At 55.3% G+C, this 25,147-nt stretch carries 21 protein-coding genes; 3 read left to right on the top strand and 18 right to left on the bottom strand.

Annotated features, from left to right (window positions below; all coding sequences use genetic code 11):
- The first annotated feature begins 41 nt into the window (after window positions 1–41).
- Complete coding sequence (gene plsB / locus BUA49_RS15055) at window positions 42–2,510, top strand: glycerol-3-phosphate 1-O-acyltransferase PlsB (RefSeq protein ID WP_072799067.1); 2,469 nt, start codon at window positions 42–44, stop codon at window positions 2,508–2,510.
- Window positions 2,511–2,532: 22 nt separating this feature from the next.
- Here plsB and BUA49_RS15050 read toward each other — a convergent pair whose 3' ends face one another.
- The 6 genes from BUA49_RS15050 to ppc all read right to left on the bottom strand — a co-directional run bounded on the left by BUA49_RS15050 (window position 2,533) and on the right by ppc (window position 9,518).
- A complete protein-coding gene (locus BUA49_RS15050; RefSeq protein WP_072799065.1) occupies window positions 2,533–3,417 on the bottom strand; it encodes a class I SAM-dependent methyltransferase in 885 nt (294 codons plus the stop codon).
- Window positions 3,417–3,776, bottom strand: a complete 360-nt coding sequence (locus tag BUA49_RS15045; protein WP_072799063.1) for a UDP pyrophosphate phosphatase — start codon at window positions 3,774–3,776, stop codon at window positions 3,417–3,419. The genes BUA49_RS15050 and BUA49_RS15045 overlap by 1 nt, the downstream gene beginning before the upstream one ends.
- 78 nt (window positions 3,777–3,854) lie before the next feature.
- Window positions 3,855–4,553 (bottom strand): tRNA (adenosine(37)-N6)-threonylcarbamoyltransferase complex dimerization subunit type 1 TsaB, encoded by a 699-nt coding sequence (tsaB, locus tag BUA49_RS15040; RefSeq protein ID WP_072799061.1) that lies wholly within the window; start codon window positions 4,551–4,553, stop codon window positions 3,855–3,857.
- A gap of 33 nt (window positions 4,554–4,586) precedes the next feature.
- Window positions 4,587–5,240: an adenylate kinase gene (adk, locus tag BUA49_RS15035; protein ID WP_072799059.1), complete on the bottom strand. Its 654-nt coding sequence runs from the start codon at window positions 5,238–5,240 to the stop codon at window positions 4,587–4,589.
- Between the two features lie 201 nt (window positions 5,241–5,441).
- Window positions 5,442–6,815, bottom strand: coding sequence for an HDOD domain-containing protein (locus BUA49_RS15030; protein ID WP_072799057.1), 1,374 nt, complete (start codon window positions 6,813–6,815; stop codon window positions 5,442–5,444).
- A 57-nt stretch (window positions 6,816–6,872) separates the two neighbouring features.
- Complete coding sequence (gene ppc, locus BUA49_RS15025; protein WP_072799056.1) at window positions 6,873–9,518, bottom strand: phosphoenolpyruvate carboxylase; 2,646 nt, start codon at window positions 9,516–9,518, stop codon at window positions 6,873–6,875.
- A 115-nt stretch (window positions 9,519–9,633) separates the two neighbouring features.
- On the opposite strand from ppc, the gene BUA49_RS15020 reads away from it, so the two are divergent.
- The gene (locus BUA49_RS15020; RefSeq protein ID WP_072799054.1) at window positions 9,634–9,867 is read left to right on the top strand and encodes a hypothetical protein; all 234 of its coding nucleotides are present in this window, start codon (window positions 9,634–9,636) and stop codon (window positions 9,865–9,867) included.
- Window positions 9,868–9,919: 52 nt separating this feature from the next.
- Here BUA49_RS15020 and BUA49_RS15015 read toward each other — a convergent pair whose 3' ends face one another.
- The 5 genes from BUA49_RS15015 to cysM form a co-directional block, all read right to left on the bottom strand.
- Window positions 9,920–10,264, bottom strand: a complete 345-nt coding sequence (locus BUA49_RS15015; RefSeq protein WP_072799052.1) for a pilin assembly protein — start codon at window positions 10,262–10,264, stop codon at window positions 9,920–9,922.
- 125 nt (window positions 10,265–10,389) lie between these two features.
- Window positions 10,390–11,250: a nucleoside triphosphate pyrophosphohydrolase gene (gene mazG, locus BUA49_RS15010; RefSeq protein ID WP_072799050.1), complete on the bottom strand. Its 861-nt coding sequence runs from the start codon at window positions 11,248–11,250 to the stop codon at window positions 10,390–10,392.
- A complete protein-coding gene (gene relA, locus BUA49_RS15005) occupies window positions 11,247–13,487 on the bottom strand; it encodes a GTP diphosphokinase (protein WP_072799048.1) in 2,241 nt (746 codons plus the stop codon). The genes mazG and relA overlap by 4 nt, the downstream gene beginning before the upstream one ends.
- Window positions 13,488–13,548: 61 nt before the next feature.
- Window positions 13,549–14,895, bottom strand: a complete 1,347-nt coding sequence (gene rlmD / locus BUA49_RS15000) for a 23S rRNA (uracil(1939)-C(5))-methyltransferase RlmD (protein ID WP_072799046.1) — start codon at window positions 14,893–14,895, stop codon at window positions 13,549–13,551.
- Between the two features lie 26 nt (window positions 14,896–14,921).
- Window positions 14,922–15,815, bottom strand: coding sequence for a cysteine synthase CysM (gene cysM, locus BUA49_RS14995; protein ID WP_072799045.1), 894 nt, complete (start codon window positions 15,813–15,815; stop codon window positions 14,922–14,924).
- 224 nt (window positions 15,816–16,039) lie between these two features.
- On the opposite strand from cysM, the gene BUA49_RS14990 reads away from it, so the two are divergent.
- A complete protein-coding gene (locus BUA49_RS14990) occupies window positions 16,040–18,919 on the top strand; it encodes an ATP-binding protein (protein WP_072799043.1) in 2,880 nt (959 codons plus the stop codon).
- Window positions 18,920–18,949: 30 nt separating this feature from the next.
- Here the strand turns inward: BUA49_RS14990 and pdxJ are convergent, their stop codons facing one another.
- Genes pdxJ through lepA form a run of 7 tightly spaced genes read right to left on the bottom strand, consistent with a single transcriptional unit; the run spans window position 18,950 to window position 25,049 of the window.
- Window positions 18,950–19,690, bottom strand: a complete 741-nt coding sequence (gene pdxJ / locus BUA49_RS14985) for a pyridoxine 5'-phosphate synthase (protein WP_072799041.1) — start codon at window positions 19,688–19,690, stop codon at window positions 18,950–18,952.
- Window positions 19,680–20,411, bottom strand: coding sequence for a DNA repair protein RecO (gene recO, locus BUA49_RS14980; protein ID WP_072799039.1), 732 nt, complete (start codon window positions 20,409–20,411; stop codon window positions 19,680–19,682). Before recO ends, pdxJ begins: the two co-directional genes overlap by 11 nt.
- Window positions 20,412–20,435: 24 nt before the next feature.
- Window positions 20,436–21,353: a GTPase Era gene (gene era, locus BUA49_RS14975; RefSeq protein ID WP_072799038.1), complete on the bottom strand. Its 918-nt coding sequence runs from the start codon at window positions 21,351–21,353 to the stop codon at window positions 20,436–20,438.
- Window positions 21,353–22,042: a ribonuclease III gene (rnc, locus tag BUA49_RS14970; RefSeq protein WP_072799036.1), complete on the bottom strand. Its 690-nt coding sequence runs from the start codon at window positions 22,040–22,042 to the stop codon at window positions 21,353–21,355. The genes era and rnc overlap by 1 nt, the downstream gene beginning before the upstream one ends.
- Window positions 22,039–22,428: a DUF4845 domain-containing protein gene (locus BUA49_RS14965; protein WP_072799034.1), complete on the bottom strand. Its 390-nt coding sequence runs from the start codon at window positions 22,426–22,428 to the stop codon at window positions 22,039–22,041. Before BUA49_RS14965 ends, rnc begins: the two co-directional genes overlap by 4 nt.
- Window positions 22,429–22,455: 27 nt before the next feature.
- On the bottom strand, window positions 22,456–23,235 hold the full coding sequence (lepB, locus tag BUA49_RS14960) for a signal peptidase I (protein WP_072799032.1): 780 nt from the start codon (window positions 23,233–23,235) through the stop codon (window positions 22,456–22,458).
- 11 nt (window positions 23,236–23,246) lie between these two features.
- Window positions 23,247–25,049 (bottom strand): translation elongation factor 4, encoded by a 1,803-nt coding sequence (gene lepA, locus BUA49_RS14955; protein WP_072799198.1) that lies wholly within the window; start codon window positions 25,047–25,049, stop codon window positions 23,247–23,249.
- Window positions 25,050–25,147: the final 98 nt, after the last annotated feature.

The following is a 25,147-nucleotide window of genomic DNA, read 5'->3' as shown; positions in this document are numbered from 1 at the left end:
CAAGTAAACTTGGCGCCTGTTTTTCATCGGAGAGACATTTTATGCGCCTGTACCAGGGTATTCGAAGCCTGATTCTGACCTTTTTCCGGAAAATACTGTTTTTATGGGTTCGGACAGATGTCAGCGGAAACAGCGCCGATGCTCTGGGGCTGTCGTCTGAAAGGCCGGTTTGTTACGTGCTGCAGTATAGCTCCCTATCGAGCCGTCTGGTGCTTGAACAAGAAGTGATACGAGCGCAACTGCCGGGCGCAACCACATCGCTTCCAGTGAAGAACGGCCCTTCACATTCGTTTTTTTTCCTCTATCAGCGTATTGGCGGCCTGTTCCGTAAACGCCAGCCACCGGTTCCTACCGCCGAATTCCAGGCTCTGGTGCGCTATGGCCTTGAGAATCCTGAGCAGGATGTTCAGATTGTTCCGGTATCCCTGTTCTGGGGGCGCTCGCCGGATAAAGAAAAGTCTCTGGTAAAACTGCTTCTATCAGACACCTGGTCTGTTGCCGGCCGGCTGCAGAAATTTCTGATTATTCTGGTACACGGCCGCAATACCTACGTGCAGTTCAACAAGCCGCTCTCTCTGAAGCAGGTTATCGACGAGTATCGCCATAGCGAAGAGCGCGCCAACCGCAAACTCGCACGTATTCTGCGTACCCATTTTCGCAAGGTGCGGCAAGCCGTTCTGGGCCCGGACCTGTCTCACCGCAGAACCCTCGTACAGGGCCTGCTGAGAACCCAGTCGGTGAAAGATGCTATCAACACAGCCGCGGCCAAAGAAGACATTGCGCCAGAGAAGGTACGTGCCCGGGCCTACAAATACGCCGATGAAATTGCCGCCAATATGTCCATCGTCACTATCCGCGTTCTTGAGGTGGTGCTCGCCTGGCTATGGAACCGTATTTATAAAGGCATTACCGTTAACAACATCCGCGTGGTGAAGGAAAGCGCGCAGAATAACGCTGTGGTTTACGTGCCGTGTCACCGCTCCCACATCGATTACCTGCTGCTGTCTTACGTGCTCTACAAAAACGGCCTGATGCCACCGCATATAGCTGCCGGCATCAACCTGAACATGCCGATCGTAGGGCCGATTCTGCGCCGGTGCGGCGCTTTTTTCATGCGTCGCAGCTTCCGCGACAACCCGCTGTACGCCACGGTTTTCAATGAATACCTGCATGTCATGTTTTCCCGTGGCTACTCGGTTGAGTATTTTGTAGAAGGCGGCCGCAGCCGCACCGGGCGGATGTTGCAGCCGCGCCCGGGCATGCTCTCCATGACGGTGCGCAGTTTTCTGCGTGATCATCACAAACCGATTGTGTTTGTACCTGTATACATCGGATATGAAAAAGTCATGGAAGGGCGCTCTTACCTCGGCGAACTCAGAGGCAAGAAAAAACAAAAGGAAAGTGTGTTCGGTCTTGCCAAAACAGCTCGCAAACTGAGCAATTCCTTTGGGCGGGTTGCGGTTAATTTTGGTGAAGCCATACACCTTTCTGAAGTTCTGGACGATGTTCATGGCAGCTGGCGGGATGAAGCCTACGATTCTGAATACCGCCCGGCCTGGCTTAACAACGCAGTCTCCGAGTTGTCTCTGCGTGTCGCCTCCAACATCAACGCCGCTGTTGCCGTTAATCCCGTAGGCATGATCGCAACCGTGCTGCTTGGCGCCGAAAGGCTGGCTATGGATGAGGGCCAGCTTATCCGCCTGGCTGACCAATATGCGGATCTTCTGAAAGCCTACCCTTACGCCGAAACCGTAACCTTGCCAGAAGGCACTGGCAAAGACTGGGTTGCCTACTGTGAGTCCATGGGGCTGATCTCGCGCCAGCCCCAGAAACTGGGAGACATTATCGGGCTGGAAGGCAGCAATGCCATTCTGGCAACCTACTACCGTAACAACATTCAGCATCTTTTCGCATTGCCGTCGCTGGTGGCCAGCCTGTTTGAGAACAAGAGCTCCCTGGCCCGGGACAAGATCGTTTATCTGGCCAGCGTAGCCTACCCCTACTTGCAATCGGAGCTGTTCCTGAAATACCCGCCCGGCGAAGCGGAAGCTGTGATCAACCAGTGGATTGATGTTCTGGTAGATCAGGGCCTGCTGGTAACCCTGGACAACGAAAGAATCGCACACCCGGAAGAAGGTACCGAAGCCATGTTGCGCCTGAAGGTACTGTCACGATTCATCATCCAGACCGTAGAGCGTTACCACATCGTTTTGGGCATCCTGCGCAAGTATGGTCCCGCCAAGATCACCGCAATGGAACTGGAAGAACAGAGCACGCTGCTGGCCGAGCGCATGTCCATACTGTTCGGGCTGAATGCGCCTGAGTTTTTTGACAAGAGCCTGTTCCGTAACTTTATCGCCAACATGCAGAAAAACGGCGTTATCACCACCGATGACAACGGGCTGCTCTGTTATGGCGAAGGGCTGGATGAGGTGGCGGACGATGCCCGGCTGGTGCTGAGCGTGGAGAAGCGCCAAGCTATTCAGCAAGTGACCATGTTAGGCGTCTGAGGAGAGTAGAAGCCCGGCAAACTTACGCCTGGCGAGAGGGCAGTGCGCGGATTGGGTAGATATCGTAGCGGCTGCTCTTACCCTCTACCCGAGTACCTGGCTCCGGCCCGCTGATCGCCAGGGCCTTGCGTGGGCGCTTCACCACAACCCGGTATCTGGCTGCAGCCAATGCAGCCTCCAGCAGCACTTCTGAATCGTCATCATCCCCTACGACGGTTCGGAACACCTGCATTTCTTTCTTTACCAGCGCCGATTTTTCCCTGTGGGGGAACATGGGGTCGAGATAAACCACATCAGCCGCTGCTTGCTGGTCGGAACTCGCGTCATCAGCGGCACTCTCTATGGCGCTTTCAGCGGCACTGCGCAGCCAATCAATACTGCTACCGGGCTGGAGTGTCATCCGGGCGATGATCGGAGCGCAATCCATATTCAGCGCTGCCCGCGCCAGCCCATCCGCGAGCAGCGCATGAATCACCGGGTTACGTTCAAACAGGCTCACCCGACACCCCAAACTGGCAAGCACAAAAGCATCCTGCCCGAGGCCTGCTGTGGCATCCAGAACATGCAGGCCGACCTTTGTTTTCTGCAAGCCTACGGCACGCGCTACAAGCTGGCCTGAGCCACCACCATGCTCACGACGGTATCCCATCTTGCCGGTTACAAACTCTGCCCTCACCGGACCAGGAGCGCCTTTCCCAGCCACCTGAAGGCACAAGCCGCTTTCATCCAGAAACAGCAAAGCACTGGCATTTCGCACGTCTTTCGGGCGCACAACGCCCAGATAAGGCAAGGAAAGATCAATACTGAGGGACAGGGCCTGATGATCATCACCAAGCGGACTCCTGGCAATTGCCAGCGGAATGGTTTCGTTTGTGGAGGACGCGTTCGAAGCTTTGGAGCGCGACATCAGACCAGAATATCGATTCCGGCGAGCACTGTGCCACCAGATTCCTGTCCCGCTGCAGCAACGCTGGCAAAGGTAGACAATGCCCGGGCCGCAGGAAGTGGAACCTCATCTGCCCGAAAGCGCTCCAGGCGCGCATCCTCAGACGCGCGGCGAGCCTCTACACGACGTTCCGGGCTGTCACTGACGCTTCGCTCTGACGCTGGTGAGCGTGGGCTGTCTGCGAGATCACGGCGGGCTGTTTCGGCTGTCTTTTCGGGAGCAGATGCAGGGGAACGGGCAGCATCACTACGCTCCCGCAAGGGGCTGTTAGAGCCCGACTGATAGGAAAGTGTACTACCTGGATTAATACCACCAATCATCGTCAGGGTACCACTCGCTCGGAAAGAAATAATTATGCTTTGTTGAAGTATGGAAGAAGTCCGCGCCGATTAAAAGACCTACTCGCGGCCCGGTAGCTTCTTCCAGGTAACTTCATCCCGGATGTATACCGGTTGCGCCTGCTCTGCCGACACAGCCCAGCCCTGGCTGAACTTCACAGCGGCCAGACGCGCAACCCAGCTTGCCCGCGGGATAAGAGCTTCATCCACAGAGTTAATTCGGCCTGATACGGCGTCAGGCATGCCGTCACGAAAAGCCCAGCCCTGACCTGCACCAGCCCAGTTTGCAATACCAGGCTCCAGAATAACCCTGGAAGGCAGACAAACCCGCTCCTCGCCGAGTAGCTCCGGCAGGCCAGAACGATTGCGGAAACAACCCCAGTAAAGCTCACTCATACGGGCATCAAAAGCGACAGCAACACCATCCCCCTCGTTTACCTGCAAGGCTTCAATAGCCCCCAGAGCAACCGTCTCCAGAGAAGAAACAGAAACAACCGGGAGATCAAGCCCCCACGCCAGCCCCTGAACCACGCCCGTGGCGATACGAACTCCGGTAAATGACCCGGGGCCACAGGCAAAAGCCAGTGCATCAAGATTTGATGGGTTAAGGTCTTGCTCCGCCAACAACTCCCGAATCATCGGCATCAGCAGGCGAGTATGGCCTCTGGGAGCAACCTCAAACTTCTCGATAACTTCTCCATCAACAAAAAGGGCTACAGAGCAACCCTCTGAGGAGGTGTCCAGTGCCAAAAGTTTCACAGGCGTGAGTGGCCTCGATAGAACGTCAGTGGATTACTTGAGGCTGGCGCGAATCTGATCGCGAATACTGTCCAGACTGCCAACGCCTTCAACGCGCACGTACTCAGGTGCCACTTCCGGCTGTTTTTCAGCCAGGCCCTGATAATAGCCGATCAAAGGTGCTGTCTGGTCGTGATAGATCTTCAGGCGCTTGCGAACGGTTTCTTCTTTGTCGTCTGCACGTTGCATCAGCGGCTCGCCGGTTTCGTTGTCCTTGCCTTCCACTTTGGGCGGATCGTATTTGACGTGATAGATGCGACCACTGCCTTCATGCACGCGGCGACCAGACAAGCGACTGACGATCTCTTCATCATCCACTGCAATCTCGACAACGTAGTCGATCACAATACCCTGATCTTTAAGGGCTTCAGCTTGGGGAATGGTGCGCGGGAAACCGTCCAGCAGAAAGCCATTTTTACAGTCTGGCTGCTGAATCCGCTCTTCAATCAGCGCAATGATGATGCCGTCAGACACCAAGCCACCGGTTGCCATAACTTCCTTGACCTGTTTGCCAAGCTCGGATTCGGCCTTGACCGCTGCCCGAAGCATGTCACCGGTAGAAATCTGGGGAATGCCAAAACGTTCAGTAATGAACTGGGCCTGAGTCCCCTTCCCCGCGCCTGGTGCGCCTAACATGATGATTCGCATAACGCTGTGCTCCCGTTTTCGTCATTATAGTTTGAAAAGTTGCGGCAAAAACCTGTGCCTTTGCGACAACCTCTCCCTTCGGAACAGGTGTCAACCGGATTCGGCAATGGCGCATTATACGAAGTCAGGCATCCCAGAGAAAGTCGACCTCCGTATCATCTTCAGAAAACGGACTTGCAACAGAAACCGGGAACGTCGCGGTCAGTTGATCAGTGACGATGCAAGCGCATCCAGTTCCGGGGCAACCTGATCGATTTCAGTCATCAGCTCACCTACGACTGACGGCTCCAGCTCTAACCCTTGCAGCAGTGCCGGAACATCATCAGGGTTAAACTCATCGCCGATACCCCGATCCTTTAACAGTGCATTGGCTAGCTGAACCATCATCACATAGTTCTCATGCTCACCCTGGTAACCCGGCTGCTGATGGACACCGGCTGCTTTGACAACAGGATCAGGCAACTCCCATAACCGGTGCAGAATACCACCAATGGCACCGTGCCCAACGGCAATAATTTCCTGCTCGCTGCCCTGGCCAAATACCTGCTGTTCAAGCGATTGCATGCTGGCGTCGGGGTTGGCTTCCCGCAGCCGGTTAAGCTCTTTAAATTCGACAGGAAACAGATGGCCCACCAGCAGCAAACCAAAGTTATGCAGCAAGCCACACAAGTATGCAAGGCCTTTGTCTCCACCGCAGCGCGGAGCCAGAAGCTGGCAAAGGAAGGCACAGTATAGTGAATGGCGCCAGAAATTATCCATGCCCAATATGCCGGCCCTGGGTACATCGAACGCGCGCACAGAGGCAATACCCAGAGCAACATGTGCAACACGATCAAAGCCCAGAACCCGGGTTACCGCCTCCTGGACAGAATTAATCTGGCCCGGATAGTGGAACAGCGCCGAGCGTGCATAACGCATGACCTGCGCGGTCAGGCTTGGATCGAATTCTATGAGCTCCGACAGCTCCCGGGCAGTCGCCTCGGTATTGGAAGTCAGTCGCAGAATGCGCAGCGCCAGTGCCGGCATGGGTGGTAACCGGTACAGCTTTTTCAGCTTGCTGGCCACTTCCGCCAATGTCAGTGCTTCCCGGGCACCATCATCGCCCGGGCCGCGGATCGCCAGATGCCCTTCCCGCGAGCCGGCCATCGCCAAGCGCAGGGAGCGACCGTCCATTTCAACCAGAGAATGATCTGTGCCACTGGAAAACAAAACCCGCTCGGCCCGGGCAATACCCTCATCCAGCAACACCGGCAGATCGTACGCATTGCCAATCGGCGGAATGAACCCGGGATCACAGTCGCTGAACAGCCGCATGGTCTGGTGCGCCGTGAGTGGCTGCAGATGACGGCCCGTCATTTGCCGGAGGGCCTCTGCATCAAGCGCACTGTCGTATCTGTGAACGACCATCACAATGCCGCTGATATCAATCAGCAGCGTTGCCCTGATAACGTCCTCCCGGGATTGTTCCAAAGCGGACACCGCCGCATCCAGGCTTGGAGCCTGATCAATAGATCGTTCTTTGTGGGCTATGCCCTGTTGATCAAAAAACCGCTCCAGTCGCACTGCAAGAGCCACAAGAATACTCCTGTTGTCCATGGCAGGGGCTATGCCCCTCATCCGTTCCCGGTCATCTTAACCGGTGTTACGCATCCCGGCAGCAATTCCCGCCATTGTAACCTTAAGCGCGCGCTCTACCAGCTCCGGCACCTCGCCCTTGCCTTCGCTTTCACGATCACGCTTTAGCAGCTCCGCCTGAAGATAATGCAAGGGGTCTGTGTAGGGGTTGCGTACGCGCATTGAGTGGGCGAAAGCCGGCTCACCCTCCAGCAATTCACTTTGTTCCTTGAGCTCCAGAAGGCGCTGAACGCAGCCCTCAAGACGCTTGCGCAGACTGGCCCCGAGCTCTTTCAGCCCATCGTCGTCCAGCAGGGTCTTTTCGTAATAATCCGCAATACGCAAATCCGCTTTCGCCAATACCATTTCAAGCATGTCGACATAAGTCCGGAAAAATGGCCAGCCCTGCATCATCTCGCGTAAAACCGGGAGCCGTCCTTCCCTGGCTGCGTCTTCAAGCGCGACATCACTGCCAAGCCAGCTGGGCAGCATCAGCCGCATCTGCGTCCAGGCGAAAATCCAGGGTATTGCCCTCAGGCTTTCTACACCACCAGAAGCCTTGCGCCGCGCTGGCCGACTGCCCAATGCCAGTTTTCCCAGCGCCTGCTCCGGGGTCACCTGACGAAAATAAGGTACGAAATCCGGGTTTTCCCGAACCACTTCTCGGTAGGCCTTGAGGGAACGTTCCGTCAGCCAGTCCATGGTGTCACGCCATTTGTCTTCAGGCTCGGGTGGCGGCGCCAGAGTCGCTTCAATCACCGCGGTGGTGTAGAGCGTCAGGCTTTGCACGGCCAGCTGGGGCAAACCAAACTTGAAGCGGATCATTTCGCCTTGTTCAGTAATGCGAAAGCTGCCGTTCACCGAGCCGGGAGGCTGGGACAGAATTGCTCGATTAGCAGGTCCACCGCCCCGACCAACGGTTCCCCCTCGGCCGTGAAACAGGGTCAGATGAACGCCATACTGACTCGCGACCTGGGTGAGTTTTTCCTGTGCCTGATACTGAGCCCAGGCCGCCATAAGCTGGCCGGCATCCTTGGACGAATCCGAATAACCAATCATGACTTCCTGCCGGCCCTGACAGTAATCCCGGTACCACTCCACCTCGTACAGCGCCGCCATACTGTCGGGTGCGCCGCGTAGGTCGTCCAGTGTTTCAAACAAAGGAACTACCCGCATAGGGAATTTAATGCCCGACTCACGGAGAAGCAGGATAACGCTGAGCACATCAGATGGCTTGCTGGCCATTGAGATAACATAGGAGCCCAGAGCTTCAGGTGTTTGCTGCGCAACCACTTCACAGGTATCCAGCACCTCTCGCACCGGAGCGGACGGCTCCCAGTTCCGGGGAACCAGCGGGCGACGCCCCTGAAGCTCGCGCACCAGAAATGCCTGACGTTCGTTTTCAGTCCAGGACAAGTAGTCTCCCAGGCCAAGGTACTCCACCATCTCGGCAACGGCCTCGGCGTGACGCGTCGCCTCCTGGCGAATATCCAGACGAATCAGAGGCAGACCAAAGGTGTGGGCCCGGCGAATAGTGTCCAGCAACGCGCCTTTGGCAATGTGCTCAAGCCCGCACTCAACCATTGAGCGATAACACAGCTCCAACGGCGCCGTCAGGTCTTCGTTTTCGAAAAGGATACCGCTGGTATCTGCAGATTCACCGCTGACGCTGGCCTCGGCCCAGTCCCGCGTTTTGATCAGCCGGTCCCGGAGCTCGGCCAGTACATACCGATAAGGCTCTCGCGAATCGCCCGCCAGACCACGCAGCTCATCACTCGCCTGCCACATGGAAAGCTCTGCCCGCAACGACTGGATATCCCGGAGAAAGAGATCCGCTGCCATCCAGCGACCCAACACGAAAACCTTGCGGGTCACCTGATGCGTGACATTGGGATTGCCATCCCGGTCTCCACCCATCCAAGAGGCAATCCGGACGGGTGATGCCTGCAACGGCAAGCCTCTCCCTGTTGCTTCCTGCAGCGATGTATCAAGGTTCTCAAGAAACCGCGGCAGAGCCTGCCAAAGGCTGTTTTCGATGACTGCGAACCCCCATTTGGCTTCATCAACTGCGGTGGGGCGTTCATGCCGGATTTCATCCGTGTGCCAGGCCTCTGCCACTAGTCGGGACAGACGCCCTACAATCCCATCTCTCTCAGCAGTCGACAGGTCATCGTGATCAAGACCTGCAAGGCATTCCGACATTTCATCGTATTTCATGATCAGAGTGCGACGCGCAACCTCCGTAGGGTGCGCTGTCAGTACGAACTCGACACGCAGATCCGCCACGCATTTATGAAGTGCTTCGGGGCTGACACCGCTGTTTTTCAAACGTTCGAAAACGCCTGCAACCGGCTCCACCATAAGGTCAGATTGATGATCGCGTTTGCGGCGAATACCGTGATATTGCTCGGCAAGGTTCGCAAGGTTAAGAAACTGGTTAAACGCCCTGGTGACCGGCAACAGCTCATCATCGCTTAACTTGCCGAGAAGGTTGACCAGGCGCTGGCCGGAGCCGCTTTCCTGCCGGCGATCGGATTTGGCGGCAGCCCGGATTTCCTCAATAAGTTCAAAACAGTCACGGCCGGGATGGCGCAGGATACTCTGCCCCAGCAGTTCGCCCAGCATACGGACATTTTCACGAAGATCAGGGTGCAACTCAGTCACATCGGCTTCCTTTTGAATTGACGGAGACAAAGTAAACTAACGATACTAAGGAATTGGCGGGAAAGTCTATTGGCGTTTGATGCCGTACCTACGACCACACTTACGAGGAGTACCCATGAAAGTTACAGATCTGCCCAAGCACTGGAAACAAAAGAAACAGTCTGTCGAACGCACCCACGATTACAATCTCAGGCTTCCTCTGGAAGACGCTGCCAGAGTCGCGGCGCTTGCAGAGCTTTACCCCGGCCGCAGCGAAAGTGACATTCTCAATGATGTGATTGCCGCGGCCTTGGACGACCTGTCCAGCCAGGGGCTGCTAAAGGAAAAACTTGGTAAGAAAACCAATTAAGGGCCTTCAGTTAAGGGCCTTAACTGAAGGCCCTCTCCCGCAGGGTATTCGGTCACGCTATGGATTCTAGCTGGCGCGCTTTCAGACGTTCGATGTGCTTCTGGCTCAAACGCACGAATTCCGGGGTAAGCCCGTTATCTTCGTATATTTCGAAGCCATCCTCATCGTAGGCCGCTACTTTGGCTCCTTGCACGTAGGGGAAGCCAGTTTCTATTTCATCCAGAGCGGCGGACACCAGGTCGCGCATCAGATCCTGCGGAGATTTGAGAGGATAGCGGACCGCCAGCTTTTCCAACTGCTGATGGTGCTGGTCAGATAGAGCCATAAAAGAGGCGTCCCGGGTCAGCCTTCCTCTTGCGTACTTATCCCAGTAACCGACCAGATCTTTGATTTTCATGGCGCCTGACTCCTCCTTCCTGTTGACCACAAATAGCGCGCAAAAAAAGATTCACGCGTTTGGGAAAGTGTAGACGAAGCTCGGGGCTGCAAACTCAGGAAATTGGTAACGGATTGTACCTATTCTTACCGTCTGCTTTTCTTTTCCACGCCTTTAACCGATTGCCAGACCTCATCGAGTGCTTCGAGAGTTTCGGCATCAAACGAGCGGCCTTCCCGCGCCAGAACCTGCTCAATAGCGCGGAAGCGCGCCTCAAACTTGTGATTGGTGCGCCCGACCGCCTGTTCCGGGTTGACCTTCATGAAGCGCGCCAGGTTCACGCACACGAACAGCAGGTCGCCCAGTTCGTCCTCAACGGCGTCGTGATCACCCTGTCCCGACTCGGCGGCCTGCCAGGCTTCCTTCAACTCGTCGATTTCTTCATGGAGCTTGTCGAACACTTGGCCGATATCGGGCCAGTCGAACCCATGCCTCGCTGCCCGTTTCTGTAACTTCTCCGCCCGCACCATCGCGGGCAGGGCACGGGCGATGCCCTCAAGGCGGCTTGGCAATATTGCCGGTGATGCATCCTCCGCTTGCGCCTGAGCACGCTCCTCGGCTTTGATGCGCTCCCAGCTCTCTTTGATCCAGGCTTCGTCTGGGCGGTTATCCGGATCAATACGGCTTTCCAGCGTACCATCCGGAAACACATGGGGGTGACGACGCACAAGCTTGCGTACCAGATTATCGACGACGGCATCAAAACTGAAGTGACCTTCCTCCGCCCCTATCTGAGAGTAGAAAATCACCTGAAACAGCAGGTCGCCCAACTCGTCTTTGAGGTTCGCATAGTCCTCCCGATCAATGGCATCTGCCACCTCGTGGGCCTCTTCCAGGGTATGCGGCACAATACTTCTGAATGTCTGTCTGGCATCCCAGGGACAGCCGGTCTCAGGATCTCTCAACCGGGCCATCAGCACCTTCAGGTCTGCAATAGAATAGCTCATGAGCGCTTGCGCCTGACGTCGATAATATTAGGAAGATTGCGGATCTGGGCCAGCAACCGCGCCAACTGCTCCAGGCTGTGGATTTCCACCGTAACAATCATGGTTGCGGTGTTGTCATCACGGTTCGTCACGGTATGTAGGGACAGTACATCGCTCTTTGAAGATGATAGAACCTGGGTAATATCCCGCAGCAGGCCGGATCTGTCATAAGCCTCAATTTCGATATCCACGGGGTAAACGGAAGCCTGCTGGCCGCCCCAGCTCACTTCAATAATCCGGTTGGGCTCGAACTCCTGCAGGTTCAGAAACGTCAGGCAGTCCTTGCGGTGAACTGTCACGCCCCGCCCGACCGTGATGTATCCGCCGATAGCATCTCCCGGCAAGGGCTTGCAGCATTTCGCCACCTGAGTCTTCAGCTTGCCCACACCCACAATGTGGATATCGGAGTCGGTCTCGTAAGGTTTACGCCGCTGGGCGGCCAGCTTCAGGTCAAGCTGTTCGGATTTTGGTTCCAGCATTTGCTGGGCCACGTTGGCAACGTGCGCAGGGCGGAGGTCACCGGCACCAATAGCGGCAAACATGTCTTCAGAACTGTGATAATTCACTTTTACGGCCAGCTCGCCCAGATCCACACCGTGCAACGAAAGGCGCCTGAACTCGTCTTCAATAATGGCGCGGCCATCCGTTACGTTACGCTCACGATTCTGTTGCTTGAACCAGTGCGTTACCTTGGCCCGGGCCCGGGAGGTCTGAATATAACCAAGGCTCGGGTTCAGCCAGTCCCTGCTGGGCGCAGCATTATTCCGGGAGGTAAGAACAAACACCTGCTCTCCGGTCTTCAAAGGATATGTCAGAGGAACAATACGGCTGTTCACCCGGGCACCACGGCAGGCATGGCCGACCTCGGTGTGAACCCGATACGCGAAATCAACGGGTGTAGCACCCTGGGGCAGGTCGACAACATGCCCTTCGGGCGTAAAGATATAGATCCGGTCCGAGACGATATCGGATTTGAGGTGATCCGCCAGGCCGGAGAGGTCGCCCAGCTCTTCTTGCCACTCCAGCACCTGCCGGAGCCAGTTAATTTTGGCATCATAGCCAGAGGATTTATTACTTCTGTCAGTGCCTTTGTATAACCAGTGAGCACAAACCCCTAACTCCGCATCTTCGTGCATCGCGTGAGTGCGGATCTGAACCTCCATCACTTTGCCATCAGGCCCGATCACAGCCGTATGCAGCGACTGGTAGCCATTTTCCTTGGGGTTGGCAACGTAATCGTCAAATTCGTTGGGGATATGGCGCCACAAAGTATGCACAATCCCAAGAGCGGCATAACAGTCCCGCACTTCCGGAACCAGGATCCGCACCGCTCTTATGTCGTACACCTGGGAGAAGTCAATGCCCTTTTTGCGCATTTTCCGCCAGATGCTGTAGATATGCTTGGCACGACCGGAGAGCGAGGCTTCAATATCTGAGGCTTTCAGCTCCGCCTGCAGGGTGGCAATCACACGGCGAATATAGCCATCCCTGTCGAGGCGCTTTTCATCCAGAAGCTTGGCGATTTTTTTGTACGCCGTCTCATGCAGATAGCGGAACGAGAGGTCTTCCAGTTCCCATTTGATATACCCAATACCCAGGCGGTGGGCAAGCGGCGCGTATATATCGAACACCTCCCGAGCGACCCGCATGCGCTTTTCTTCCGGTGCGTTTTTGACTCCACGGATGGCACAGGTTCGCTCTGCAAGTTTGATCAGGGCGACCCGGACATCATCAATCATGGTCACCAGCATTTTGCGGACGTTGTCCAGCTGGCCTTCGCTTTGCCCGAGTACATTGCCTTTGAGCGGGTGATGTATGGATGAAATGGCCGCCATCTGCTGCACGCCATTAATCAGCCCAGCTACCTCGTCACCAAATTCCTTACGGATCACCTCAAGAGCAACCCGCTCCTCCCGCACCGCGCGGTAAAGGATGGCTGCCACAAGGCTGGCCTGATCCAGGCGCAGCTCGGCCAGCACCTGGGCCATTTCGATACCAATACGAAAACTGCTGGAGCCCGACGCCCACAAGCGGTCTTCCCGGAATGCCTGCAAATCGATTTCAGCGGCTTTTTCACAGGCCCTGCGAAACTGTTCCACATCATCCAGGTAGGTCTGCGAGGCAATCTGCTTTACCCAGACCTCGATATCAACCTGGCCATCGCCGGTCATTGCATAGTCTTCGCGAACTTTTACCATATCTGTCTTTTTATTCCTGATGGTTCACTCAGCAATCCCTTGCTGCGCACAACGACATTCACTACGAGTCCCGCTCAAACAACGCAATAGACTCCACATGCGTGGTGTGAGGAAACATATCCATCACACCAGCACGCACCAGTCGGTACCCGTTACGGGCCATCACACCCGCATCCCGGGCCAGAGTGGCGGGGTTGCAGGACACATATACGATGCTCCGGGCACCGAACGCAGTCAGGTATTTGCAGATTTCCTCCGCCCCGGAGCGCGGCGGGTCGATAAGGATTTTATCAAAGCCCTCTTTCGCCCAGCTCTGGCCGGTAAAATCACCGTGCAGGTCCGCACCATGGAACGACACATTCCCAAGCCCGTTCAGTTTCGCATTCTCGCGGCCCCGGATGACCATGGCATCATCGCCTTCCACCCCAATGACCTCAGCGCCCTTGCGTGCAAGAGGCAGTGTAAAGTTGCCCAGCCCGCAAAACAGGTCCAGGACCCGCTCACCAGGCTGCACATCCAGCCATTCCACGGCCCTGTTTACCATGACCTTGTTGATGTCTGCATTGACTTGGGTAAAGTCCATGGGATGAAATTTCATGGTCAGATCGAACGCATCAAGCCGGTAACTGAGGCGTTCATCATCCCGGCCCGCTGATTCCGGCCAGATACGGTGAACGGTATCTGGGCCCTTGGGCTGCAGATAGATGTGCAGATCGTGGGCCTGGCCAAAGGCAATCAACTTTTCCCGGTCGCCACTGCTCAGGTCGTCCATGTTGCGGAAAACCATCGCCGCAGTATCATCGCCACAGGCAACTTCCACTTGGGGGATACTGGCATAGGCATCCAGGCCGTGCAGCATATCTCGCAGCGGGAGAATGCGCTCACCAATCCTTGGATCCAGCACCACACAACGGTCGATATCCGTGAGAAAACTGTTACGTTTCTCCCGGAAACCTACCAGCACTGATTCCCGCGCCTTAACATAGCGCACGCCCATGCGTGCCTTGCGGCGGTATCCCAGAGTGCTGTTCGGGCGCAATGGCGCAACCCACTCTTCAGGCTCTATGCCACCAAAATGAGCAAACTGCTCGCGCAGCGTGTTTTCCTTGAACCGGACCTGAGTATCGCTACTCATGTGCTGAAGGCTACAGCCACCACAAAGATCTGCGAACTCGCAGGGAGGCGTCTGTCGATCGGGTGCGGCCTCCAGCACCTCAAGCGTGCGCAGTTCATCAAACTTACTTCGGGTGGACACCACCTTGGCCATAACCTTTTCGCCCGGCAATGCGCCATCCACAAAAAGGATTTTGCCATCCTGACGAGCTATGCCGCGGCCATCATGGCTAAGGGTTTCCACATCACAGCGCACGGGTTCCGTAGGAAGTACCTTCCTGCGTCGTCTGCTCATAGTCTGTTCTCTTGGTGTCGTCAGGTTCAGGCGCCGGGGAATACGCCGGTCGATAAGTAGCGGTCGCCGCGGTCACAGATGATAGCCACGATAATGGCATTTTCAACCTGCTGTGACAGCTGAAGCGCCGCTGCAACAGATCCGCCGGATGATACACCGCAGAAGATTCCTTCCTGCACTGCCAGCGCGCGCATGGTGTCCTCGGCTTCCTGCTGGCCGATGTCAAGCACCTGATCAACGCGGGTCGCATCGTATATGCTGGGAAGGTAGGCTTCCGGCCAGCGGCGGATACCAGGTATAGACGCCCCTTCTTTTGGCTGCAGCCCAATGATGCTGATATCGGGGTTGCGCTCCTTGAGGTACCGGGAAACGCCCATAATAGTGCCCGTGGTCCCCATGGAGCTGACAAAGTGGGTGACCCCGCCTTCGGTCTGCGCCCAGATTTCCGGCCCCGTGGTTCGGTAGTGAGACAACGGGTTATCCTGGTTACTGAACTGATCAAGTACCGTACCCTTGCCGTCAGCTTGCATTTTTAGAGCCCTGTCCCGGGCCACTTCCATGCCCTCTTCACTGCTGACCGTAATAATCTCGGCGCCGTAGGCTCTCATGGATGCCCGACGTTCTTCACTCATGTTTGCCGGCATGATGAGCACCATGCGGTAACCCTTGATCGCCGCGGCCATGGCCAGAGCAATACCGGTATTGCCACTGGTTGCCTCAATCAGCGTATCGCCTGGCCGGATTTCACCGCGGCACTCGGCTTCCTGAATCATCCCCATGGCTGGCCGATCCTTTACAGATCCCGCCGGGTTATTGCCCTCAAGCTTTGCCAAGATGACATTGCTGGTATTGCCTGGAAGGCGCTGCAACCGAACCAAGGGCGTATGCCCGACATAATCTTCAATTGTGGGAAAATGCATAGTGAGAACCTTGTGGTACACTTTTGCGTTGGCATGATACGCGTTATGGCCCCGGTCGCCCAATACAGCTTCTCGCTAAATCCATGACTGAAGGCTATATACCCCGTGTATTTTTTGGCTCGCCCGGCACTGATTCGAAGGCTATCTGCGCCCGGATGACCTACTATTACAAGGACGTAACCCGCTTAAACGAGCGGTGTTAAGCTATTTTCCAGGAATCTGCTATGCGACGTTGGGGCATTCGCAAAAAAGTGCTGGTGGTAACTCTGGTTCCCACCCTTATCACCACATTGATGCTGGGACTGTTTTTTACCCACAGCTGGGTTACCAATATTGAAAGCCTGCTGAGGGATCGTGGTGAGTCGCTTTCACGCCAGCTTGCCGCCGGCTCGGAATACGGCCTGTTTACCGCCAATCGCGGCCTGTTGACCAGCCTTTCCAATGCGCTTCTGGAAGAACAGGATGTCCGCTCCATAACCTTCTTTGATAGTGACCGCACCCGCTTGCTGCACACTGGACCGGGCAGCTCTGACAATCTTGATATCGAAAAACTGGCAAGCTCACAGGCAAGCCGTATTACCCACAACGCCAGTACCCGATTCGTCACACCGGTTTTTCTTCAGGACCTGATGATCCAGAACATGCTCGACCCGGATGCGCGCCAGTCCGCTGCCCGACAGAGAGCGCCCCTGGGCTGGGTTGCTGTGGAGATGTCTCATATCCGCACCGAAAAGGAGACCTATAAGGCCCTGCTGATCTCGCTTTTGCTCGTGCTCGGCGGCGTTATTTTGAGTCTCTTGATAGCGCTGCGTTTAAGCCGGGCTTTCACCGGTCCGATATTCGAGCTGAACGAAGCGGTGGCAAAGCTCAAGGAAGGCAAGCTTGAAACCCGTGTTAACACTGGAGCCGGCCCGGAATTTGAACAGCTGGAATCCGGCCTCAACGCCATGGCGGAGGAACTGAGCAAAGCGCAGGCAGAAATGCAGCAGAACATTGATCAGGCTACCGAGGACCTTCGCGAAACCCTGGAGACCATCGAGATCCAGAACATCGAACTGGATCTCGCCCGCAAGGAGGCTCTGGAGGCCAGCCGGATAAAATCCGAGTTTCTGGCCAATATGTCCCATGAAATCCGGACTCCGCTCAATGGCATTATCGGTTTTACCGAATTACTCCTCAAAAGCTCCCTGCCCCGCCAGCAAAAAGACCACCTGAGCACGATACGCAAGTCCTCAGAGATTCTCCTGACCATCATCAACGATATTCTGGATTTCTCGAAGATTGAGGCCGGCAAACTGATCCTCGATCGCGTTCCTTTTCAGCTCAGGGATATTGTAGAAGAGGTCATGGTCATGCTGGCCCCGGCCGCCCACAGTAAAAATCTTGATCTTGTGCCTCTGGTTTATAATGACGTTCCGGATAACATCATGGGCGACCCCCTACGGGTCAAACAGGTAATTACCAATCTGGTCAACAATGCCATCAAGTTTACCCAGACCGGTGAGGTGGTACTGCGTGTCAGCCTTGAAGATGAGGACAAGGAAAACAATCGGGTTACCCTTCGCCTGAGTATTACCGATTCCGGTGTGGGGCTGTCCCGGGTTCAGCAGCAATCGCTGTTCAATGCATTCAGTCAGGCTGATGCATCAACGGCCAGGCAGTACGGCGGTACCGGCCTTGGCCTCGCCATTTCCAAGCGCCTGGTTGAAGAAATGGGGGGCAAGATCGGACTGCAGAGTGAGCTGGGAAAAGGCTCCACTTTCTGGTTTACCCTGACACCGGAACTTTCCTCAAGCGGCGAGACGAGTGCGCCCCGGGACGCTCTTCGAGGTGAGCGGGTTATTTATCTGGAGCACCAGAAAACCTGTGGCCTTGCTGTCGAGCACCTTTTGCGGCAATGGGGGATGACGGTTCATCGCGCCGCATCCCCTGGTGCCATGCAGGAGCAGATCGAGGAAGCCCAGAAGAACCAGTCAGGGTATGCCGCAGCTATTATCGGAATTACCCGGCACTTGCTTAACTCAAGCCAGTACTGCGGGCTGGTGCGGATCCTGGAGATTGAACGCGACTGCCGAACGCTGTTGCTGACACCAACCCTGGAAATCCACGACACACCTCTGTCAGAGCTGGTAAGCGGCCACCTGTCCAAGCCGGTATGTCGTGAAGCACTTTATGATGAACTGCTTCTTCTGGTACACGGTATAAACACCTCCGGGCGAGGTATGTCGCGCCAGGAACATCCGGCCCACCTACTACCCGCTCCCGCCAATATGCCCAGAGTACTGGCCGTGGACGATAACGAAGCCAATCTAAAACTGGTGATGACCCTGCTGCAGGATTACCGGATAGACGCGGAAGGCGCATCAAGCGGCTTTGAGGCCTTGAGCAAAGCCCGGCAAAAGTCTTTTGATCTGGTTTTCATGGATCTTCAGATGCCGGGCATGGACGGCGTGGAAGCCACCTCACGCCTTCGTGAGATGGACAACAGCAACCACAGAACAATGATCATCGCCCTCACGGCGCATGCACTGGCCGACGAGCAGGAGCGACTGATCAGGCAGGGGTTCGATGGCTATCTGCCCAAGCCCATCAGCAGCGGACAGCTTGCAGAAACCATACGGGAGTGCACGGGGTATGATTGCCGAAATGCCGGCCATGCTGACCGATTTCCAGTACCGGAAATCCGCGATACAAGACGTGCATTAAGACCCTCCACGCGCAAAATGCAGCGGGACTGTGTGAGCGTGGCTGAGAGCATCCAACTGGCAGCTGGCAAGGCAGATCTGGCAGAAGAGTTGTTCAGTATGTTGCTGGAGCAACTGCCTGCTGATCTGAACCAGATTGAACGGTTCTGGGGTAAGCAAGACCTGGTAAGTCTGCTGGAATGCGTGCACAAACTTCACGGTGCAACACGTTACTGCGGGGTTCCGGAGCTGCGCTCAGCTGCAAATCGCCTGGAAACAGCGCTCAAATGTTCAGCGCCGGACACGGAGCTACAGAAGAATCAGTTAGCCTCCGCCATGGAGCGGTTGCAGATCTGGAGCGAGCGAACCGACTGGCAGCAATTGTTTCGGAAACACTATCAGCGGGCTGAGACCAGCTGATGGTGTTCCGTATATCACCACCAGGGCTGATCAGGCTCTTCCACGCGCCCGATCAAGGATCGCCTTCATATCCCGGACCGCTTCTTTAAGGCCGCAAAATACCGCTCTGGCAATAATCGCGTGGCCAATATTAAGTTCATTAATACCAGGAATAGCGGCAACCCGCTCAGTATTGTGATAATGCAGGCCATGGCCTGCATTTACAATCAGCCCCTTTTTGCGAGCGTAAGTAACCGCTTCAACCAGGACCTTGAATGCCGCGTCTTCCGCTTCTGCGCCCACAGCCTCAGCATACTCTCCGGTATGGAGCTCGATAACCGGAGCACCACAGCGCACCGCTGCATCAATCTGCGCGCGATCCGGATCAATAAAGAGAGAAACTTCTGCGCCCAGTTTGGCCAGTCGTTCGCAGGCACTGGCCACACGACCCTCCTGGCCTTCCACATCAAGCCCGCCTTCGGTCGTCAACTCTTCCCGCTTTTCGGGAACCAGGCAAACGCATTCAGGCCGGACTTGCTCTGCAAAATCCAGCATGGCGTCAGTGACCGCCATCTCAAGATTCATTTTCGTCTGAAGCACTTGTTTCAGCAGCAATACATCGCGATCCTGGATATGGCGCCGGTCTTCTCTGGGGTGGATCGTTATGCCGTCTGCGCCAGCTTCCTCCGCCAACAGGGCAGCCTGAACCGGGTCAGGGTAACGGGTCCCCCGGGCCTCACGTAAAGTGGCAATATGGTCAATATTGACACCAAGCAATACTCTAGGATTCATGTCGTTCTCCCCTGGGATGACTGAAAAGACTGCGACTGTTCAACGGACGCCCCTGCAGCAGGTAATCTGTCAGTATGCGCATAACCCGCTTTGAGACCCGGCGGCTTGCGACGGCCTCATAATCTCCGTCTGCAAGCGCAAGCAGCGCATCTCCGGGCAAGTTCTGCAACCGGACACCGGCAGAGACAGCAGCGACAATACCCTGTTCGGGATCGTAGCAATAGGAGTGTGTTGCACTGATGGTGTGACCAGTATCCGTCGCCAGGTCCCAGGCAAAATCGTAACCCAGAGCCGCAGCAAACGCTTGTTCGAACTTCCGTAACACCGGCTCTACATCAGACGTTTCCGCGAGCAACGCAAGCGCCTCAATGTAAGCCGCAAAAAGAGTTGGGTGAGGGTCTTCCTGGGGTAATATCCGCTGCATCAGTTCATTCAGATACAAGCCGCTGTACAAGGATACGGTGCGACGCAATATGGGGCCATCGCGCACATCCACCTGGGTCAGGGTTTTCAGGTCACCGCGCCCTACCCAGCCCAACACGAGGGGCTGAAAGGGTTGGAGCTGCGCTTTGAGCGGGCTCTTGCTGCTGCTGGCACCTCGGGCAATCACGCTCATACGACCGTGATTGAGCGTAAACAGATCGACCAGGAGGCTGGTTTCCCGCCAGGGTCGCCGGTGCATCACATAAGCGGGCTCTTGCTGCTGCGCGTCTCTTTTCATAGTGCCTCAAGGGGCATAGCGGCCTCAGAGGTCGTTCATGCCCAGACTTTTCAGCGCGCGATCACTGTCTGCCCAGCCGCGTTTCACTTTCACCCAAAGCCGCAGCATGACCTTGCTGTCAAACATGCGCTCCATATCGGCTCTGGCGTCCTGGCCGATGCTCCGCAACCTGTCACCTTTATCGCCGATCATGATTTTTTTCTGGCCCTCGCGCTCCACAAGAATCAGCGCAGAGATATGCAGCGTCTTGCCGTCACGCTTGAACTCTTCAATTTCTACCGCAACAGAATAAGGTAGCTCGGCCCCGAGCTGGCGAGTAATTTTTTCACGCACCATTTCCGAGGCCAGAAAACGCTCGCTCCGGTCGGTTATCTGATCATCGGGGTAGAAGTGGACGCTCTCAGGCAGGAAACGACCAACCGCTTCTTCCAGCGGCTTCAGGTTGGTTTGCTTCAGCGCCGACATAGGAATAATTTCGGCAAACTCACGCTTTCTGGAAAGCATGTCCAAGTGCGGCAACAGGTTTTCCCGCTTCTCAATCCGGTCAACTTTATTCACCGCCAGAATAACCGGGCATTCCAGCTTGCTCAGTTTCTCCAGTACCATCTCGTCAGCAGTGGTCCAGGCAAGCTGATCCACCACGAATACCACCACATCCACACCAGAAAGTGCAGAAGTGGCCGCTTTGTTCATGTACCGGTTAATAGCCCTGGGCTCTTCCACATGCATGCCGGGTGTATCTACGTAAATCGCCTGCACCGGACCCACGGTTTTGATTCCCAGTACCTTATGGCGAGTGGTTTGTGGTTTGCGGGAGGTAATGCTCAGCTTCTGGCCCAGAATATGGTTCAGCAGCGTCGACTTGCCTACGTTGGGGCGACCAACAATGGCCACAAAACCACAACGGCTATCGGGATTCTCCGGACGGGTAATATCGTTCATCAGGGTGTCTCCACGCCAAGTTGTTTCAGCGCGCTGCGGGCTGCTTCCTGCTCCGCCACGCGGCGGCTGTTGCCGATTCCGCTGGTTGTTCGGTCCAGCGAAGACAACACACAGGACACATGAAATGTCTGGTTATGAGCTTCTCCGTCCACAGAAATAACATCATACCTGGGAAGAGGAAACTGCCGGGACTGAAGATACTCCTGCAAACGGGTCTTGGGATCTTTCTGTGTATCCTGAAGGTCGAGCTGTTCCAGCCGGCGCTCAAACCAGCGCAGTATCTGCTCCCGGCAGGTGTGGAAATCACTGTCGAGATAGATGGCTCCGATAATTGACTCCACCGCATCGGCAAGAATGGATTCGCGACGAAAGCCACCGCTTTTCAGCTCACCGGAACCCAGGCGCAAATAACTACCCAACTGGAATTCACGGCCAATCTCGGCCAGGGTTACACCTTTAACCATTCTGGCCCGCAAACGGCTCAACTGGCCTTCCCGGGCTTTCTCGAAGTTCAGGAACAAATACTCCGCGATAACCATATTGACAATCGAGTCGCCGAGAAATTCCAGTCGTTCGTTATTCTGGTTGCCATAACTCCGGTGCGTAAGCGCCAGCATCAGCCGCTCTGGTGACTTGAACTGATAACCAAGACATCGCTGTAACTGATCCAGATCCGGCTGCGAACTCACTTGCCCTTCATCTCATATCTGTGCTGAAAGTGAACAACGGTATCCACATTGCGAAAAATGTTGTTGCGCACTTCATAGTCGACATTGATCACCACAAGTTCGCCGTCTTTCTCAATCGAAATATCCTTGGCATCAAAGCCCCGGACATTATTTACGCTCAAGCGCTTGTTCATAAGGGTGCGGAGCTGTGCCGGCCCCATCTGAGACAACCCCTCAGTGCCATCCAGACTTTCCAGAGCTTCCTGAATGGTAAGATCATCCATGTAAGCTGGCCCAACCTTTAAGAGCAGGGACAACAGGCTGCCGAAAAACAGCACCATAATCAGAATAACAAGCGCTGAGGCACCACCCTGGCGGCCCATGGCGGAAAGATTATTTTTCTTCATTACAACTGAACTCCAGAATAGTCAGAATTACTCAATACCGCCCACACGCTTGAAGGATGGCAGACTGGTGATGGATTCCCAGTGCATCCAGATCCCAAAAGCCTTACCCACAATCAGTTTATCCGGAACCGTACCCCAGTAACGACTGTCGTTACTGTTGTCACGGTTATCACCCATCATGAAATAATGCCCTTCCGGTATCTGCCACTCGCCTTCACCGGCGGTGCCCGGACGCCCCATGGTCAGGAAAATATCGTGCTCAACCGCGCCCAAATCTTCCCGGCGCACTTCTACCGGTGGCAGGCGCACAACAAACTCGCTTTCAATCTGCTGGTCGTTGATGAAAAGCTGCTTGTTGCGATAGCGCACTGTGTCCCCGGGAAGGCCAATCACGCGTTTGATGTAGTTGGTTTCGCCGTCCTTGGGATAGCGGAATACCATCACATCACCCCGGGCCGGATCCCCAATATCAAGAACCTTGGTTCCGACAACCGGCAAACGCAGGCCATAGGCATACTTGTTGACCAGAATAAAATCGCCGACTTCCAGCGTTGGCAGCATGGAGCCTGAAGGAATCTGGAAGGGCTCCACCAGAAAAGACCTGAGCACCAGCACAATAGCCAGTACCGGGAAAAACGAACGACTGAGATCGACCAGGTAGGGCTCTTTTGGCGCTTCTTCGCCGTGAGCCGCATCTGCAGGGGATGCTGCAAGACGACGCTTACGCCAAAACAGTATGTCTGCCAGCCAGATCAGCCCTGACACGAAGGTCAGAACCACCAGAACCAGTGGAAAATCAATATCCATCCATATGCCTTTTAATTATCGACTTTCAATACGGCAAGGAACGCTTCCTGAGGCACCTCAACATTACCCAGTTGCTTCATGCGTTTTTTGCCTTCCTTCTGCTTCTGGAGCAGTTTTTTCTTGCGACTGACATCTCCGCCGTAACATTTTGCAGTTACGTTTTTGCGCAGCGCCTTTACACTGACCCTCGACACAATCTGGTTTCCAATGGCGGCCTGGATTGCAATATCAAACATCTGCCGGGGGATCAGCTCTTTCATCTTCTCTATGAGCTGGCGCCCCTTGTAGTTCGCCTGTTCTTTATGGACGATCAGAGCCAGCGCATCCACGCGCTCACCGTTTATAAGCACATCAAGACGCACAAGGTTCGCTTGCTGGAAACGAACGAAGTGGTAGTCCAATGAGGCAAACCCGCGGCTGGCAGATTTTATACGATCAAAGAAATCAAGCACCACCTCTGCCATCGGGAGCTCATAGGTTAACTGCACCTGGTTGGTCGTAAAGTGCATATTTTTCTGAACCCCCCGCTTCTCTTCACACAGGGCAATCACATTACCCAAGTGTTCCTGGGGCACCAGAATGTTCGCTTCGACGATGGGCTCGCGCATTTCCTCAATCGAGCCAATATCCGGCAACTTTGAGGGGCTGTCCACCGACAGCGTCTCGCCCAGGCGAGTCAGCACTTCGTATATAACCGTGGGCGCGGTGGTAATCAGATTAATATCGTATTCACGCTCCAGCCGCTCCTGAATGATCTCCATGTGCAGCATGCCCAGGAAACCACAACGAAACCCAAAGCCCAAAGCATCGGAGCTTTCAGGTTCGTAAAACAGTGAAGCATCGTTCAGCGTGAGTTTTTCCAGCGCGTCGCGAAAATCGTTGTAGTCGTCAGCGCTTACCGGGAACAGGCCAGCATAGACCTGCGGCTGCACCTTCTTGAACCCCGGCAACATCGGCGTCTCTGCGGCAAACTTGTGATGCACGATGGTGTCACCCACCGGCGCACCGTGTATATCCTTGATCCCCGCAACAACAAAGCCCACATCGCCGGCTTCCAGTATGCCGGTATCATGGGGTTTGGGATTAAAAATCCCCACCTTGTCCGCGTTCCAGGCCTTGCCCGTGGATTTGAGAACGATCTTGTCGCCTTTTTTCATAATGCCCTGGGTAACGCGGACAAGAGAGACAACGCCCAGATAATTATCGAACCAGGAATCGATGATCAGCGCTTGCAGCGGAGCTGAGCGATCGCCTTGGGGTGGTGGTATTTTCTGGATCAGATCTTCCAGAACATCTTCAACACCCATGCCGCTCTTGGCCGAGCAGCGCACCGCACTTGAGGCATCAATACCGATGATGTCTTCTATTTCAGCAGCAACCCGCTCTGGCTCAGCCTGGGGCAAGTCCATCTTGTTCAGAACCGGTACAACTTCCAGACCCTGCTCGATAGCAGTGTAGCAATTGGCGACAGACTGCGCTTCCACGCCCTGGCCTGCATCCACAACCAGCAGCGCACCTTCACAGGCATACAAAGAGCGCGACACCTCGTAGGAAAAATCCACATGACCAGGGGTATCGATAAAGTTCAGTTTGTATACCTGACCATCCCTGGCCGTGTAATGCAGCGTAACGCTCTGAGCCTTGATGGTGATGCCCCGTTCCCGCTCCAGATCCATGGAGTCCAGCACCTGTTCGGCCATTTCCCTCTTGGTCAGGCCTCCGCAAACCTGGATAAAACGGTCTGCAAGTGTGGATTTTCCATGGTCAATGTGGGCGATAATGGAGAAGTTACGGATTCGGCTCAGTTCAGTCACAGACAATGAATACTCATAATAATACGAAGGATTGGGCCCGGAGAGACCACTATCAGGATCCGGGGCAGGCGTGATTTTACCGGTTACCGGCCGCCATT

Source organism: Marinobacter antarcticus (assembly GCF_900142385.1).
GTDB classification, from domain to species: Bacteria; Pseudomonadota; Gammaproteobacteria; order Pseudomonadales; family Oleiphilaceae; genus Marinobacter; species Marinobacter antarcticus.
The sequence above is the reverse complement of the archived record's forward strand: the minus strand, read 5'-3'. Positions and strand labels throughout refer to the sequence as shown.